Below are 16,759 nucleotides of genomic sequence, written 5' to 3' on the forward strand. Positions count from 1 at the left end.
CTAAAAGTCTTCTATTTGGAAAGCTGTTCGGGCTCGTCAGGGCGGGCCTCAACGCGCAATAGCACGTTTTTTCTTCGGAAAACAAGAGGATTACCGATCCAGTCCGGCAGTTCCACTCATGTTTAATGGGTTTTTCCAAACTGTCGTCCGTGCGGTTTTTTAGCCCCCGTTTCTCCTGATTCTAATTGCCTACCTTTGCGCCATGCAAGCACCTCTTGTTATAGCTCCGGAGAACGCTGTTGCCACCCTGCCCGTAATGGAAACGTTTTATTCGGTGCAGGGCGAAGGTTTTCACAGTGGTAAACCGGCATTTTTTATTCGTCTAGGCGGATGCGATGTAGGTTGCACATGGTGCGACGTGAAAGAGAGTTGGGATCAATCAAAACACCCCGAACAGTACGTTAAAACGCTCCATGAGCAAGCTGCTCACAGCGGCGCACCCATTGCCGTGATTACAGGAGGAGAGCCCGCCATGTACGATTTGAATGAACTTACCCGTGGCCTGGCAGAACGCGGCATTCAAACGCACCTCGAAACATCAGGGGCGTACCCTTTGAGCGGACAGTGGCACTGGATTTGTTTCTCTCCCAAGAAATTTAAAAAGCCTTTGCCCGAAATGTATCAGCGTGCCAACGAACTTAAAGTGGTGGTGTACAACAAGCACGACCTGCAATGGGCCCTGGAACACGCTCAACTCGTAGGTCCCGAATGCAAATTATTCCTGCAGCCGGAGTGGAGCCGAAAAGAGAATGTGATGCCGCTAATAGCCGATTTTGTGCGGCTCAATACAGAATGGCGCATTTCTCTGCAAACGCACAAATACATGAACCTGCCCTAAATGCTCGCTCGCTCAATTCTTCTTATCGCCACTCTTGTTGGAGCCCAATTATCACTCTCAGCACAGACCTACACCAGCTCTGACAAAAAGGCTATCAAAGCTTTTGAGGAAGCCTCCAGGTTATTTGAAATGCGTGAATTTGAACAGGCGATTTTGCGCACAACAAGTGCAATTGAGCGCGACCCAAGTTTTGCTGAGGCCTGGCTTATACAGGCTGATGTTTTTATCGAGTTAGGACGGATCAGTGAGGCCATCGCATCGCTGGAACAGGCCGTGCAAGTAAACCCCGACTTCTTCCCCAACAAGTATTTCACCCTCGGTATGCTCTATATGGATCAGTCGCGCTATGATGCGGCGGCAGGCCAGTTCAGGAGGCTGTTGAAGTACCGTGAGGTGGCACCGCCCATTAAAGAGCGTGCACAACAACAACTCCGAAATTGTGAGTTTGCGGGAGAGGCCATCAAAAATCCGGTTCCTTTCGATCCCCAGAACCTTGGCGAAGGAGTCAATACTTGGATGGCAGAGTATTACCCTTCCATTACTGTGGATGGCCAGCAATTGCTTTTTACCCGCGAGGTGCGACAGTCGCCCGAACAGCGTCGCGGACAGGAAGATTTCTTTATGAGCAACTGGGATGGCGAAAAATGGGGCCCTGCCGCTCCCATGGCAGATATCAACACGCCCGGAAATGAGGGCGCTCCGGCCATCTCTCCCGACGGGCAAACCATGGTGTTTACCGCCTGCGATTTGTACGGAAGCTACGGCCCGGATCGGGTGGGATACGGAAGCTGCGACCTTTTTATCACCTACCGCGTGGGTAACGGCTGGGCCAAGGCAAAGAACATGGGCGACAGAATCAACACGCCCCACTGGGAATCGCAACCCAGCATCAGTGCCGACGGAAGAACGCTCTACTTTGTGCGTGGAAACCGAAACCCCGGCAAACGCAACTCCAACATCTTTATGTCGCAACTCGACGAAAAGGGAAACTGGGGCATACCGGAAAAACTCAGCTCAACCATCAATACCGATGGAAACGAGGAATCTGTGTTGATTCACCCCGACGGAAAAACGCTTTACTTCTCGTCAGACGGGCATCCGGGAATGGGAGGTCTTGATATTTTCGTGAGTCGGCGAATAGGCCATAACGAATGGACCACACCGCAAAACCTGGGCTATCCCATCAACACTCCGGCAGATGAAAACAGTCTTCTGGTTTCGCCTTCAGGTGAGGTGGCCTTTTTCTCCAGCGACAGAGCCGGAGGTTTTGGAGACCTGGATCTTTATTCTTTTACATTACCCCCAGATGTGCGCCCCGACCCGGTGAGTTATGTTCGCGGAACTGTGTTTGATGAAGAAACCCGCCGACCTCTTTTTGCACAATTTGAATTGATAGATATAGAGACAGAAGAAGTGGTGGTGCAGTCTTATTCAAACAGCGATGACGGACGGTTTCTGGTAGCCTTGCCACTTAACCGACGCTATGCCCTCAATGCTTCCAAAAAGGGATATCTCTTTTATTCCGATCACTTTGATTTGCTTGACGCCTCAAATTACACGGACGGCAAAAGTTTGGATGTCCCTTTGAGCAAGGTTCGTGAGGGTGTTACCATGGTGCTCAACAATGTGTTTTTTGATACCGATCGCTTTGACCTGAAGCCTGAATCGAAAGTTGAACTCGAAAAGCTCATCGCTTTTCTCGAACTGAATGCAGGTCTCAATGCCGAAATCAGCGGCCACACAGATAATCAGGGAAGCGCCCAGCACAACAAGACCTTGTCGGAGAACAGGGCCAAGGCTGTACGCGAGTACCTGATTGCCGGCGGAATTGATGCCGCCAGACTTCGCTACAAAGGCTACGGACAAGACAAGCCCATTGCCGACAACAACACCGAAAAGGGTAGGGCACTGAATCGCAGAACTGAGCTCACTGTCATCGAAAAACCATGACGGATTTCGTGCGCTGTGTACTTTTAATTGTCGCACTGATGTTTGCTTCAACGGGCCTCATTGCACAATCCGAAGACAAGGAGGTGCTCTTCAGGTTAACCCGTAATGTGGATCAAAATGAAATCCTCTATCACCTGAATATAGACCGCTCGGGGTTTTTAGATCGCCGCGCACCTATCGAGGCATATTGGATTCGGAATGACCAACCCGGTGCATCTGAGGGTCGAAGACTCACAGGCATGGAGCGCCGATACGCATACGGGCTCCGATTTCACGAAATCCACGATCAAAGCGCTCGTTTTTCTTTTGTGAGTTACCAACGCGATTTGTTTCTGGTGAAAAGAGGTCGCGATTTTGTGGTTGAGATTGAAATAGATGGCCGAAGGTTGCAGCTTAACTCTTTGCACCTGAATCTCACTTCGAGCCGCTTTTGGTTCCACCGTGTAGAGAGCATCGAGCTACACGCCCGCGACCCCAAAACGGGTGTCACAATGGTTGAAATTATTGATAATCCCTGACCGTTCACGTTCCGTAAATTTAAGCTGAACAAGTTCTTGCAACTTATATGCAGAAACGTCTGAACCGTTTTGTGAATGAACCAAAATCGTTCACTAACATTGCGGCTATGATTAGGTTTGCTGGTAGCGTTCTGAGCGCGCTACTCATTTTGTCGGGGGGAGGCGTCAAGGCCCAGGAGATACCTGAACTGGTTGAAGCCAGGGCATCGCTGGACAGTCTTATGGAGCTTGTGCGTGGCGCCGAGGAGCGTGTGGGCGCGCTTAAGGGAAATCAACTTCACAATGACCTAAAAAGACTCGGCTATCCGGAAAGCCCATTCAGCGGGCAGTTGCTGGATTACTCTGCGATGATGATTGAGTATGTAGCCGAACATAAACAGGCCGCATGGGTGTACTACCAGATTTTACCCGACATTCGTGAAAGCAAGTCGGGTAGAACCAATGATTTCCGGGAAGACTCCAGGGTTGAAGGTGGTACAGCCGTTCAGGAGGACTACTTCTTAACCTTTGAAAACATCGAAACAGGAAGGCGCAAATATGAAGGTTTTGGTTATGACCGTGGCCACCTCGCAGCCAGTGCTGATTTTCGCTGGAGCGCCGATGTGCTATCGGAGAGTTACTTCTACACCAACATTACACCACAACTTCCGGGGTTTAACCGCGAAGGATGGGCAGAACTCGAAGGGGTTTTGCGCACGCATGTGATGCGCACGGGGCATCCCATTTGGGTGGCTACTGCAGGAGTATTACATGATGACTTGCCCGTTATTGAGCGCTCTGTGAATCAGGTGAGTATTCCGGAGTTATACTACAAGGTGGTGTACGACGAAGAGGCTGGCGAGGGGATAGGTTTCCTGGTTCCACATGAAGAGCATTTGCGCGCACCTCACGTGTATGCGGTGAGTATTGATTCTGTGGAAGCTGTTACCGGCATCAATTTTTTTCCCAACCTGCCCGACGCCGAACGGATAGAATCTCAATTCAATCTCCAGCACTGGTTTCCTGACCTTGCAGGCAACACGAAAAGACTCGATCCAACCGCCCTGCCCAGAAACACCTTTAATACCCGGCAGGCGGCTTATCAAATGAACAGCAACAAGGCGGTCAGGGTGTGCGGCCATGTTGTGGAAGTGAGTAAATCAAAAAGCAACAACGTTTTTATTGTGCTCGATCAAATCTATCCCGAGAAGATTTTTCAGGTGATGATAGGCAAAGACAACCTTGTGAACTTCGATTACGCACCGCACAAAATGTACAGCGAAGGTTGTGTGTGTGTAAAAGGCAAAGTTCAGGCTCTGGGTAGCACCCCCACCATGTTCATTGAAAACCAGAAGGCTTTTGGCGAGTGTCCCGCACAACCTTAGGCTACAGGCGGGAACCTAGCTTTTTTTGCGTCGCCTCTCGATATCTGAAATGATGTCGAAAACCTGTTCAATTCCCACCTGCTTGGCTACAATTTTCTTTTCCTCGTCTAGCAGGAAAATCTTTGGCGTGGTAAACACATCATATTGCGTGCGGTAGTTAAGGCTTTTGTAATCTGTTTTTCCGTCCAGAATGAGTTGCGTAGCGAATTTGCTGTTTCCGTAAACCTCTTGAGGAGCAGCCACATTGAAGATTCCCTCCTCATTCAGCCCTTTCTCCCGAATAAACTTCAACCAGCCTTCGTCAGAATCTCCGCTTACGGCAAAAATCTGTACTCCTTTGTTTTTGTGCTCCTTAAACTTCTCAACTAAAGTGGGTGTTTTCTTTTTGCAGTGTCCGCAATCGGGGTCGTAGAAATACAGAATGGTGTATCGTTGCGGTGTTTCGTGCATGTTGATCCACGCTTCCTGAGAGGTGTCGGCAAGTGTCAGAGGAGGGGCTATGTTTCCGATCATGGTTGGCTTGATTCGGTCTACACGCTCATTGATTTTGGCCATCATGGTTGAATCCGCCCAATAGGCTTTTCCCGTCTGATAGTAGTTTTCGGCCATGTGCAGAAACACAGCGTCCATTCCCATGATTTGCGAGGTCTCGAAATTGTAGGTGATAAACTGGAGCACGTACTTGAACAGCTCGGGGGTATCCTTCACCTCACCCAGCAGCCAATCACCGTACTTGTTGATGGTATCTGGAATCTGAATGATGGATTTGTTGAAGAATTCATCCAGTTTTCGCTGAAACTCCGGAAGCCGGGTCATGGCCGGGTCGTTTAAGTCAGCGTGATCAAAGAAATGATTCACATAGTAGCGGTATTGAAACAGCGAGTCAATTTTGCCGTCTTCACGAACCGGCGGGTCAGGAACCTTTACCGGAATGGAAAGCATAAGCGACTTGGCAGCAATCAGTTCAGGGTTCTCTTTCACAGCGTTGCGCTGATACTCCATCACCTCCTCATTGATTTGCACCATGCGTCCAGTAATTTCTGACGATTTGTCGGGGTCGCTGGCATACTGGGCCAGAGATTGATTGAGCTTTTCGTTTTCAAGCTTTCGTTCAATGATAAAATGGATGTAATCGTACAGAAACTGGTTGTTCGGTGAGTTCTTCACCTTCATGTGTTTTACAAAGTCCGATGTATCCGTTTCCATTTCAAAGCGCTGCTCCTGAATAAACAGCTCAAAGTACCTCGGGCCCGGAGTGACCACAGCGTACTTTCCGGTAGGTAGCTCTTCCTTTCCTGTAAAGACAAACTCTCCGCGTTTATTGGCCAGAGCGGTGTCGGCATAGTAGAGTTTTTCACCGATGTAGTTGGCCAGAAAAACCGTGGTGTCGCTCACACCTTTCACCTTGAACTTTAGTTCGTAACCTTTGTTTTTCTGGGCCTGCAGACTCCATGCGGTCAGGAGCATTGCCAGTACGAGCCAGCTTCGTTTCATACGTTTTGAAATGCTTTGGTTTGTTTGCAAAATTAGCAATCGCATGGACTGCTTGCTTCCCCGGGAAGCTGAAAGGCACAACACAAATAAAGTGCCATGCCACATCAACAGCACCTGGCGAAAAAGTTCATTGCGGATTGGCTCAGGTTGTTTCCATGTGCAGCAACTCGCTGGTAAATGCAAAGCGGATATCAGGATTGTCTTGCTGCTCAACCCGCAAAATCCATGGAGAAGACGCCAGAAATACGGGCTTTCCGTCTTTGTCTTCAACGATATAGCTGGCCTTAATACGGCAGAACTCCCTGAGCTTGTCATCGTCGTCAGAACTTACCCAGCAAGCCTTGTGATAGGAGAGAGGTGTGAAACTACACTTCGCTCCGTACTCGTGCTCCAACCGGTATTGAATCACGTCAAACTGAAGCTCACCTACAGTGCCCACAATTTTCTTATTGCCCATGGGGTGGATAAACAACTGGGCAACGCCTTCATCCGTAAGCTGGCGAATGCCTTTTTCCAATTGCTTGGTTCGCATGGGGTCATCGTTGTTCAGTTCGCGGAAAATTTCAGGCGAGAAGCTCGGAATGCCCTCAAAATAAAAGGTCTCACCTTCTGTTAATGTATCGCCGATTTTAAAATTTCCGGTGTCGTAAAGCCCCACCACATCGCCGGGGTAGGCCTCATCAATCACGCTCTTTGCCTGAGCCATAAATGCACTTGGATTACTGAACTTCAGGTTTTTGCCATGGCGAACATGGTGGTAAAAAGTATTGCGCTTAAACTCGCCTGAACATACCCGTAAAAAGGCAATTCTGTCGCGGTGCTTGGGATCGAGGTTTGCGTGGATTTTAAACACAAATCCCGAAAACTTCTTTTGGTCGGGTTCAACCATGCTGGCTGTTGTTTTTCGGGGGCGTGGTGCCGGAGCAATACGCACAAAGGTATCGAGCAATTCCTGCACGCCGAAGTTGTTCAACGCGCTGCCAAAAAACACAGGAGCCACATGGCCTTGCTGATACTCTTCTTCATCAAAAGCTCCGTACACTCCTTCAATCAGTTCTACATCATCGCGGAGCTTTTGGGCAGCCGATACACCTACTGCTTCTTGGAGGAGCGGGTCTTGAAGGTTTTCAAGCTCCAGCGAGTCGGCTTCAATTTTGGTTTTGTTTGGGTTGAAGAGTTTGAGCGAGTGGTCAAACACATTGAAAACTCCTTTAAAGCTGTCGCCAATACCAATAGGCCAACTCAAGGGTCGGGTGTGTATATTGAGTTTGTTCTCAAGTTCATCCAGCAAATCAAACGGGTCTTTTCCCTCGCGGTCCATCTTGTTCACGAAAATGATAACCGGGGTGTTTCGCATTCGGCACACCTGCATCAGGCGCTCGGTTTGTTCCTCTACACCCTTTACACAGTCTATCACCAGAATAACACTATCCACAGCGGTGAGTGTGCGAAAAGTGTCCTCCGCAAAGTCTTTGTGGCCGGGAGTATCCAGGATGTTAATCAGCTTTCCGGCGTATTCAAAGCCCATCACCGAAGTGGCCACTGAAATGCCACGCTGGCGTTCAATCTCCATAAAGTCGGAGGTGGCTGTTTTTCGGATCTTGTTGCTTTTTACCGCTCCAGCCGTTTGAATGGCTCCACCAAAGAGCAGGAATTTCTCTGTGAGCGTGGTTTTTCCGGCGTCGGGGTGGCTGATAATGGCAAAGGTTTTTCTCTTGTTGATTTCGTCCTGTAGCGACATGCACGCAAATTTTCGGCAAAGGTACCAAAAAGCCAGGCGGTGACTTCGGTTGATTACGGGTTTGCAAGGCCTTCCAATCGAAGACTGAAAATGACAACCCAAAGCCGCCGCGTTTTCCTTACTTTCGTTTCCGAACCTCAAAAACCATCTTTCTCATGAAAAAACCTTACCTCTTTTTTATCCTTGCTGCCTGGACTATGGGTGCTCCATTGGATGCGGGTGCGCAGAATGACCTGACACTTGAACTCGTTTTTGATCGTTATCGTTCTGAAACATCCTGGGAATTGACTGATTCGGGGGGCAATGTGGTGGACGAAGGAGGGGACTACGGCCCTGATTTTGCCTCTAATGGAGCTTATCCTCATCCGCCGATTGCCATTGCCAACCTGCCTGATGGTGAATACACCTTTACCATTTTCGACTCATGGGGCGACGGAATGTGTTGCCAGTACGGAAATGGAAGCTATACGCTTATTCAGGATTCTGACGATGCAATCATCGTAACAGGCGGTGCTTTCGGCTCGTCAGAGTCTACTACTTTTATCCTTCCGTACACACCGCCCGCATCAGGTTGTACCGATCCTGAAGCTGTGAATTTCGACCCTGAGGCCGTGGCTGACGATGGATCCTGTGAGTACCTCACGTCACCCATTTCCATCAATCTTGTGCCTTTTGCAACAGGATTCAGTAATCCACTGGCCATGAAACACGCCGGCGACGAACGCATGTTTGTGTGTGAGCAGAATACGGCACAGGTTCGCATCTTGGATGCAAATGGTGATATTATCGGAACCTTTATCAACATCAGCAGCATTGTAAACAGCAGTGGGAGTGAGCGTGGGTTGCTGGGAATAGCGTTTCACCCGAACTATGCAGAAAACGGGTATTTCTACTTAAACTACACCAATCTGCAAGGACACTCAGAAGTTCGACGGTACACGGTTTCGGCCAGCGATCCCAATGTGGCAGACCCCAATTCTGGCCACCTGATTATTCGTGTGAATCAGCCTTTCAGTAACCACAATGCCGGCGACATGGAGTTTGGCCCTGATGGGTATCTTTATCTCCCTATGGGCGATGGTGGGAGCGGAGGAGACCCTCAAAATCACTCTCAAAACCCTCAGTCATTGCTGGGTAAAATGCTCCGTCTGGATGTAGATGGAGATGACTTTCCGTCTGATCCGTTGAAAAATTACGCCATTCCACCGGATAACCCTTTTGTGAACGATGCTTCGGTATTGGATGAAATCTGGGCGCTGGGTTTGAGAAACTCCTGGCAAATTTCTTTTGACCGTGAGACGCATGATCTGTGGATTTCCGATGTAGGTCAAAACCTTTATGAGGAGGTAAATTTGCAGCCCGCATCAAGCCCGGGAGGAGAGAATTACGGGTGGCGTTGTTACGAGGGATTTAACCCATACAACCTCAGCGGATGCCAGTCTGCGGAAAACTACGATTTCCCCGTATTTGAGTTTGCACAAAACCAATACAACTGGTGCTCAGTAACAGGGGGCTATGTGTACCGTGGTAGTGATTATCCGCTTCTTTACGGACGATACCTGGTAACCGATTACTGCGGACCTACTTTTTACACCATTCGTCAAAACGCTTTGGGCAATTGGGTGGCTGAGTTGGTAAACAGCCAGTTCACAGGTTTCAGTGGTTTTGTTGCTTTTGGTGAAGACATCAATGGCGAGTTGTATGCCGTGCGTTTGACCAACGGAACCATTTATCGTATTGAAGAGCCATGCTCTGAGTTTATTCCGGTTATTGCCGAAGAGGGCAATGTACTTACTTCTTCTTCCGGTGAGAGTTATCAATGGTTGCTCAACGGGCAATTAATTGAAGGTGCCACCAATCAGGTATATGAGGCAGATGAACCCGGTTCGTACAGCGTTGTGGTTGATGCCGGTAACGGATGTGTGCTTGAGTCAGAACAGGTATGGGTTGTGGTATCCTCCGTGGCTGAATGGACTTCGGTTTTTGAAGAAATCCGACTTTTTCCCAACCCTTCAAGAGGCGTATTTACCCTGGATGTAAGCGTGTCTGAGCCGGGTATGGTCAATGTGGATATCCTTGACGGTACGGGCAGGGTAGTGAAGCAACATCCTGTTGGACGGGTAGTGAATCGCGTACAGGAAGCACTTGATTTAAGCGGTCTTGGACACGGGGTGTATTACGCTCGTATTCAGTTTAACGATCAAACGGAAACCCGCCGTTTGGTAATTATCCGATAACGCCTGTTGTTCAAAATCCAAACCGCCGACATCACACGAGGTCGGCGGTTTTTTTTACCACTGCCCGAAGTGGTATTTTTGTGAACACATCAAGCTACTTCTCCATGCCAGCCAATAAATACGCCTTGCTTCGCTACCGGATTATTGACAGTTGCCTTACCAACCGCTACAAACCCTTTCCGTCCAAAGAAGAGCTGAGACAGGCCTGTGAAGACCACCTGTATGGAAGCCATGGCGAGATGATTTCCACGTCCACCATTGAGAAAGACATTTGGGCCATGCGCAACGAAACCGAACTCGGATTCTTTGCACCAATAGCCTACCATCCAAAGAAGAATGGGTATTATTATACCGACGAGGGCTATACCATCCGCGATATTGCCCTTCGTGATGAGGAGGTAAACTCCATCCATTTTGCTGCGCGGATTCTCTATCAGTTTAAAGATATTGAGCCATTCAGCCAGTTCGAAAAAGCCATCGAGAAAATCATGAGCAAGGTACATGTGGCAGCTCCCGACGGCAGAGGAGAAGATGTGAGCATGATTCAATTTGAGTCTGTTGCAGGTGATGCGGGAACGGGCTACCTCGGAACCCTGCTTGATGCTATACGGGGTAAAATGGTGGTTGACATCCGATACCAGAAGTTTACAGCCGACAAAGCCCGCAGCTATACGCTGTACCCCTTATTGCTCAAAGAGTACCGAAATCGCTGGTACCTCATTGCCTTTCACCCTAAAGCTCATAAGATACAGAGCTTCGGGCTGGAGCGCGTTCGGCAACTTCAAGTGCTCAGCCAAGGCTTTGAGCCACCTCCCGACTTTGACCCTGAAGATTACTTCTCGCGAAGCTTTGGCATTACCGTTTTTGAAGGTAAACCCGAGCGTATCCGGTTTGAAGTAACCGAGGTCACCGCGCACTACCTCGAAACACAGCCCTTACACCCAAGCCAAAAGCGCCTTTCACAAAAAAATGGCTGGACCCAATACGAAATAGAGGTGCTGCCCGGCGAGGAGCTTATTATGTATTTTCTAAGCCTGGGTCCCAACGTGCGTGTAATCAGTCCTGCTAACATCCAAAACATGGTAGTGGAAAGGCTGAAAAAAGCGGCAGACTTGTACTGAAGCAAATCGCATTCCGGGGCTCAAACTTTCAGTTAAGCGCTTTTTTCAAGAGAAGTGTTTGCTGAGTTTTCAACATTTTTGGCAATGTGCAGCAATTATTGTCAAAAACCCAAAATCAGGCACGTGAGTTGATGCCCAACCAATACCTTTGTTGTGTCTCAAACCAAAAAAATGTCTGGTATTAAGAAGTGGTTGCTGTGGTTATTGGCGGGCATACTTTTGCTTGCGGTGCTGTTGTTCAGTACGGCTTTGGTTATTCTCTACCATCACGAAGACCGTATCGCCTCCCATTTTGTTGATCAACTAAACGAGGGGCAACAGGGAGTGCTCAAGTTTGAGAGCCTTGAATTGGCTCCCTTCAGGGCTTTTCCATACATCAGTATCGATATCAAAGGCCTTCGTTTTTATTCTGACCGAGATCCTGATGAGGCCAAACCACTCTACGCCTTCGAAGATGTCTACGTGGGCTTTGATATTTTGCGCTTGCTGAAAGGCGATTTCACCGTTGCGCAAATCTGGTTAAAGGATGGCTTTGTTTTATTTGAGAAGCTGGAAGATGGTACCTACAAATTATTGAAAGCCAAATCCGGCAATGACGAAGAATCGGATAACGACGAAAGCACCTTTGAACTTGACCTTGAGCGCATCGTGTTGGATAACGTCAGTTTTCGAAATGTGAACTACGGTCCGGAAGGGAATGATATGCTCATGGACATCCTGCATGCAGAGGCGTTTTTCAGAACGTCCGACAAGGGAATCAGCATGGGGCTTGAAAGCGATATTTTCCTGAATCATTACATGTCCGGATATGCCACTTGGTTCAGGGAATTGCCCTTTTCACTTCAGGCCAACATGACCATCAAGGACGGTGTAATTACAATTCTCCCTAGCAAACTGGTGGTGGCCACCGGTAACCTGAACCTAAGCGGAACCCTCATTCCCGAGCAGGACCTGTTCATTGACCTCAAACTCGAAGGGAAGAAGAAGAGCTTCGATACATTCATTGCCTTTATGCCACCTGAATCCATTGAGAAGTTGCTCGAGTTTAAGAACGAGGGAGACATATACTTCAATGGCTCTGTGGTCGGGGCCCTGGACGTGAGCAACCCCGTGATTGATCTGGAAATAGGATGTAGTAATACCGTTTTCTATCACGAAAAGCACGACAAGGCCCTGCGCGATGTTGCTTTCAGAGGTCGCTTCAGGACCGGAGATGACGGCGGGCTGGAAACAGCATTTGCCGAGGTAGAAAACCTATACGGCCAGCCCGAAAGTGGTTTAATACGTGGTTCGTTTCGTGTGGACAACCTCATTAACCCAAGGTATCAACTGGATTTTCACGCTGATTTCGATTTGGAAGATCTGAAAACCTTCTATGATGTAGATGAAATCGAATACGGAACAGGTCGTGTTACCATCGATGTGACAATCGATGAATACGTGGGTGTGGACAGCGCGCTTCATTTCAATACCATGACCACCAATGGGGTGCTCAGCAGTATCTCATTTCGCGATGTGGAGGTGAAACTAGCATCCATGGATGCGCCCCTTAGGGACTTCAATGGTCGCATTGTGTTGGATGGCGATCATATACGCTCAGAAGGCTTGAGGATCAAAAAACGAAGCAGCGACTTTTCCCTTGATTTCATGCTCACCAATGTGGCGGCCTTGTTACATGGGAACGACGCACCCGTGGATTTAACCATACACGGCGAAAGCAAGCAAATTCTTATGGCTGAATTGTTGGATGTTATGAAGGAAACTCCCGATCAGCCTTGGGCCCGCGATACCCTTAATAATCTGCAATTTGACCTGGATATTCACACCAAAGTAAACGCGCTGCAAACCGCACAATGGGTCCCTGAAATGCGGCTTAATTTCCGCCATCTGGAATTTGAGTCGGCCAAATATCCATTTCCTGTTGGTGATATATGTGGCAGAATTTCAATGGGCGACGACCACCTGAATGTGGAGAAATTTGGGATAACAATAGGTAGAAACAAGCTTCATACCGACATCTCTGTGTCAGGACTTGCTGCATTTTTCGACAGCACTTCAACCTCGCCTCTTAAGCACAGTATTGTGCTTTCCAGTAAATACTTCAATGCCAAAGAACTACTGGTTTACGATGGAAATGCCATGATTCATGACAGCATAGAGGAGGAGGTAATACGCGACCTGGTTTTCAGGGGTTCAGGAAACATTTTTCCGCACAGCAACAACGGCCGCGGTTTTCTGAGTAGCACGCATATTGACCATTTTACGGTGCGCATCAACGATTTGCCGGCAGTGCGCGATGTGGACGGTTTTATTGAGACCGATACCACCGGCACCATCGCTGTAAGAGATTTGCAGTTGGCCATGGGCAAGAGCGATGTTCGTGCCGACGTGTATTTACGCAATTTCCTGGATCCTAATCAAAAACACAATCACATTGAAGGCAAGGTGAGAAGCAAGCTGCTCGACCTGGACGACATGATGGGGTGGGTGCCTGAAGACACCGTAGGCACGCCCCATGAAGAGGCCTTCAACATTTTCGCGCTAAGTTTTCCGGAAATGTATCTGGAAACAGATATCCTTGAAGTTCGTCACCACCGCTCTGTACTGAACAATCTCCACGGCGAGGTGCGCGTTAACACCAACCATATTGTTCAGATGGATACCCTCTTTTTTGAGGCGGCCGGCGGCAGCGTGCGCATGAACGGTAGGTTCAACGGCTCAAACCCCGACAGCATTTACTTCCGTGCGGTACTGGCGGTCGATAACATTGACCTCGACCAGGTAATGTACAAAATGGACAACTTCGGAAATGACTTTGTAGTGAACGAGAATCTGCAGGGAAGAATGACAGGAAGAATGCAGGTAAGGGCCCTTATGCACCCAGATATGGTTCCTGATTTAAAACAGACCCACGTGGTTGCAGATGTAACAATCAGTGATGGACGGCTTAGAAACTTTGGTCCCATGCAGGCGCTTGCCGATTTCATGGGCGATAAAGACCTTGAAAATGTGAGATTTGGAGAATTGAATAATACATTCACCTTTAACAATGGTGCGCTGACCATCCCCGAAATGAAAATTACCAGCACCCTGGGTTATCTTTACCTCAGCGGTAATCAAACCATGGATATGGATATGAATTACGCCTTGCGCTTACCTCTGGGTATGGTAAAACGGGCAAGTTGGAGCATGGTAAAAGGTAAATTACAAAGAGGCTCCAAACGAAAAGAAGATCTGGACGACCTGGAGCGGGCCGAAGAAGAAATCATTTCATCGCAAAAAGGCCTCATCAAGGGCTATCTCAACGTGCTGATTACGGGTACGCCGGATAATTACTCAATAGGATTGGGCCGCCCAAAAGAACGAAAGGGAGGAGCCTGACAGAGCCGGAGCCTAAGTCGTGTATTGTGCCTACCTTTGCGGCCGGAAAGATGAACTTCGGTCGGATTTCCCAAACCTGCACACAACATGTCAAAAAAAATGAAACCGGAGAGTTTGATGATGTCCTACGGCTACAAGCCAGAACTCTCAGAGGGCGCAATCAAACCGCCCATTTTTCAAACCTCAACCTTTGTTTTTAAAACCGCCGAAGAGGGCAAGGCCTTTTTTGAAGTTGCCTACGGACTTCGCGAGCAAGACACCGATGAAGAGTTGGGTCTCATCTACAGCCGCCTCAATAACCCCAATCTGGAAATTCTGGAAGATCGCCTCACCCTGTGGGATGAAGCCGAAGATTGTGCTGTTTTTGAGAGCGGGATGTCTGCCATCTCTACCGTGCTGCTTGAGTTCTTAAAGCCCGGTGATGTGCTGCTCACCAGTGCACCACTCTATGGTGGTAGCGATCATTTCGTGAAGAAAATTCTCCCGCTTTTCGGAATTGAAGTTTTGTCGTTTACCAATGAAAATACCGCTGAGGCCATCATAGACCTCGTGGAAAAAAGCGGCAAAGCCGATAAGCTGGCATTTGTGTTTATTGAAACACCTGCCAACCCTACCAATCACCTCATTGATATTGAAGCCTGCAGTAAAATGGCCAGGCATTTTTCAACGAACGAAAAACAGGTTTACCTGGCTGTTGACAACACCTATTTGGGGCCCATTTGGCAGCATCCGCTGAAGCATGGAGCTGACCTGGTGCTCTATTCCGCAACCAAATACATTGGCGGACACAGTGATGTAATAGCCGGAGCTTGTTTAGGTTCCGGGGCGCTGATGAAGCGCGTTCGCGGTTTGAGAACTTTTCTTGGAAGTATGGCGGGCCCCTGGACGGGTTGGTTGTTGTTACGGTCGCTGGAAACGCTGAAGGCCCGCATGGACATTCAGGCAGCCAATGCCCGCAAGGTGGCTGAATTTCTTAACGACCATCCCAAAGTTGAAAAGGTGTACTATCTGGGTAATTATTCCGAAAGCAATCAACCTGAACAATATCACATTCGCGAAAAGCAATGTGTGGGCTACGGTGCCATGATTTCATTTGATGTGAAAGGTAATGAGGCTGGGGCTTTTCGTTTTCTCAACTCGTTGAAGTTGATGAAACTTGCGGTGAGCCTGGGCAGTACCGAAAGTCTGGCAGAGCATCCCGCCAGCATGACGCACGCAGATGTAGATCCCGAAACCCGACGCCAGTTGCACATCTCTGAGAAACTCGTGCGCCTTTCCATTGGGGTTGAGTGCGCTGATGATCTTATTCAAGACATCAATCAGGCACTGGAGAAAGTGTAATAAATATTGCCCTCGTTTTAAACCTTCGCCACACTGGTTAGTTTAATGACCCGATACCGAGGCCAAACAAAAAAAACTGCTAATCACTTTGTTTCCTAATCGATTATTGATTGCGGGGTTATCACTAACCCTGTTCTTCTTTTTTGCCCTAACAAATTTATCCGCCCAAAAAAGCGGTGTGAGCGGGCGCGTTTTTGATGCTGATAAAAACGAAGCCGTTGCCTTTGCTAACGTTGCTGCATATTCTCTTCCTGACAGCGCCCTTGCCGGAGGAAGTACCTCAGGGCTTGACGGCGCTTTTCACATTCCCCTTTCTGCCGGGCAGTATTTTTTGCGCGTTCAGTTTGTCTCTTTTAACCCTTGGACTTCAGAAAACTTCTCATTGACCGAGAGCAAGCGAAATCACTATTTTGAGAAAATCAATCTCAATCCGGCCTCCATATCCCTCGATGAGTTTGTAATAACCGAAGAAATAGATCAGGTGGAAATCTCAGCCGATAAGCGGGTGTTCAACGTGGGTAAAGACGCCACGGTTACAGGAGGTACAGCCACCGATGTCCTGCAAAACCTCCCCTCGGTAGTGGTTGATAATGAGGGAAATATTTCACTTCGTGGAAGTTCTGATGTTCGTATCTTCATCAACGGACGTGAAACCGGAATGACAGGGTTTGCCGTACTTGAACAACTTCCGGCAGATGCCATCGAAAAGGTGGAGCTGATTACCAATCCGTCGGCGCGATACGATGCTGAAGGATCGGCCGGTATCATCAACAT

Annotated in this window: 11 protein-coding genes; 9 read left to right on the plus strand and 2 right to left on the minus strand. The window is 48.6% G+C overall.

Annotated features, from left to right (window positions below; genetic code table 11):
* Positions 1-202: 202 nt before the first annotated feature.
* From EA392_05440 to EA392_05455, 4 genes are read left to right on the plus strand one after another with little or no spacing between them, the layout of a single operon-like run.
* Complete coding sequence (locus EA392_05440) at positions 203-838, plus strand: 7-carboxy-7-deazaguanine synthase QueE (protein ID TVR39877.1); 636 nt, start codon at positions 203-205, stop codon at positions 836-838.
* A complete protein-coding gene (locus EA392_05445) occupies positions 839-2,788 on the plus strand; it encodes a hypothetical protein (GenBank protein TVR39878.1) in 1,950 nt (649 codons plus the stop codon). It begins immediately after the preceding gene.
* Positions 2,785-3,306, plus strand: coding sequence for a DUF4833 domain-containing protein (locus EA392_05450; protein TVR39879.1), 522 nt, complete (start codon positions 2,785-2,787; stop codon positions 3,304-3,306). The genes EA392_05445 and EA392_05450 overlap by 4 nt, the downstream gene beginning before the upstream one ends.
* Positions 3,307-3,353: 47 nt before the next feature.
* The gene (locus EA392_05455) at positions 3,354-4,670 is read left to right on the plus strand and encodes a DNA/RNA non-specific endonuclease (GenBank protein TVR39880.1); all 1,317 of its coding nucleotides are present in this window, start codon (positions 3,354-3,356) and stop codon (positions 4,668-4,670) included.
* Positions 4,671-4,685: 15 nt separating this feature from the next.
* Here EA392_05455 and EA392_05460 read toward each other — a convergent pair whose 3' ends face one another.
* Together EA392_05460 and EA392_05465 are read right to left on the minus strand one after the other, a co-directional pair.
* Complete coding sequence (locus EA392_05460) at positions 4,686-6,269, minus strand: DUF4369 domain-containing protein (GenBank protein TVR39881.1); 1,584 nt, start codon at positions 6,267-6,269, stop codon at positions 4,686-4,688.
* Between the two features lie 37 nt (positions 6,270-6,306).
* Entirely contained in the window at positions 6,307-7,905 is a 1,599-nt protein-coding gene (locus EA392_05465) for a peptide chain release factor 3 (GenBank protein TVR39882.1), read from the minus strand.
* A gap of 155 nt (positions 7,906-8,060) precedes the next feature.
* Here EA392_05465 and EA392_05470 point away from each other — a divergent pair, with 155 nt between their 5' ends.
* From EA392_05470 to EA392_05490, 5 genes are all read left to right on the plus strand, one after another.
* Positions 8,061-10,142: a T9SS C-terminal target domain-containing protein gene (locus EA392_05470; GenBank protein ID TVR39883.1), complete on the plus strand. Its 2,082-nt coding sequence runs from the start codon at positions 8,061-8,063 to the stop codon at positions 10,140-10,142.
* A gap of 104 nt (positions 10,143-10,246) precedes the next feature.
* Entirely contained in the window at positions 10,247-11,263 is a 1,017-nt protein-coding gene (locus EA392_05475; GenBank protein TVR39884.1) for a WYL domain-containing protein, read from the plus strand.
* A gap of 171 nt (positions 11,264-11,434) precedes the next feature.
* Positions 11,435-14,644: a hypothetical protein gene (locus EA392_05480; protein TVR39885.1), complete on the plus strand. Its 3,210-nt coding sequence runs from the start codon at positions 11,435-11,437 to the stop codon at positions 14,642-14,644.
* A gap of 87 nt (positions 14,645-14,731) precedes the next feature.
* A complete protein-coding gene (locus tag EA392_05485; protein TVR39886.1) occupies positions 14,732-15,985 on the plus strand; it encodes a cystathionine gamma-synthase family protein in 1,254 nt (417 codons plus the stop codon).
* Positions 15,986-16,091: 106 nt separating this feature from the next.
* On the plus strand, positions 16,092-16,759 hold a 668-nt coding region (locus tag EA392_05490; GenBank protein TVR39887.1), incomplete at its 3' end, for a TonB-dependent receptor.

Source organism: Cryomorphaceae bacterium (genome assembly GCA_007695365.1).
Classification (GTDB): domain Bacteria; phylum Bacteroidota; class Bacteroidia; order Flavobacteriales_D; family SKUL01; genus SKUL01.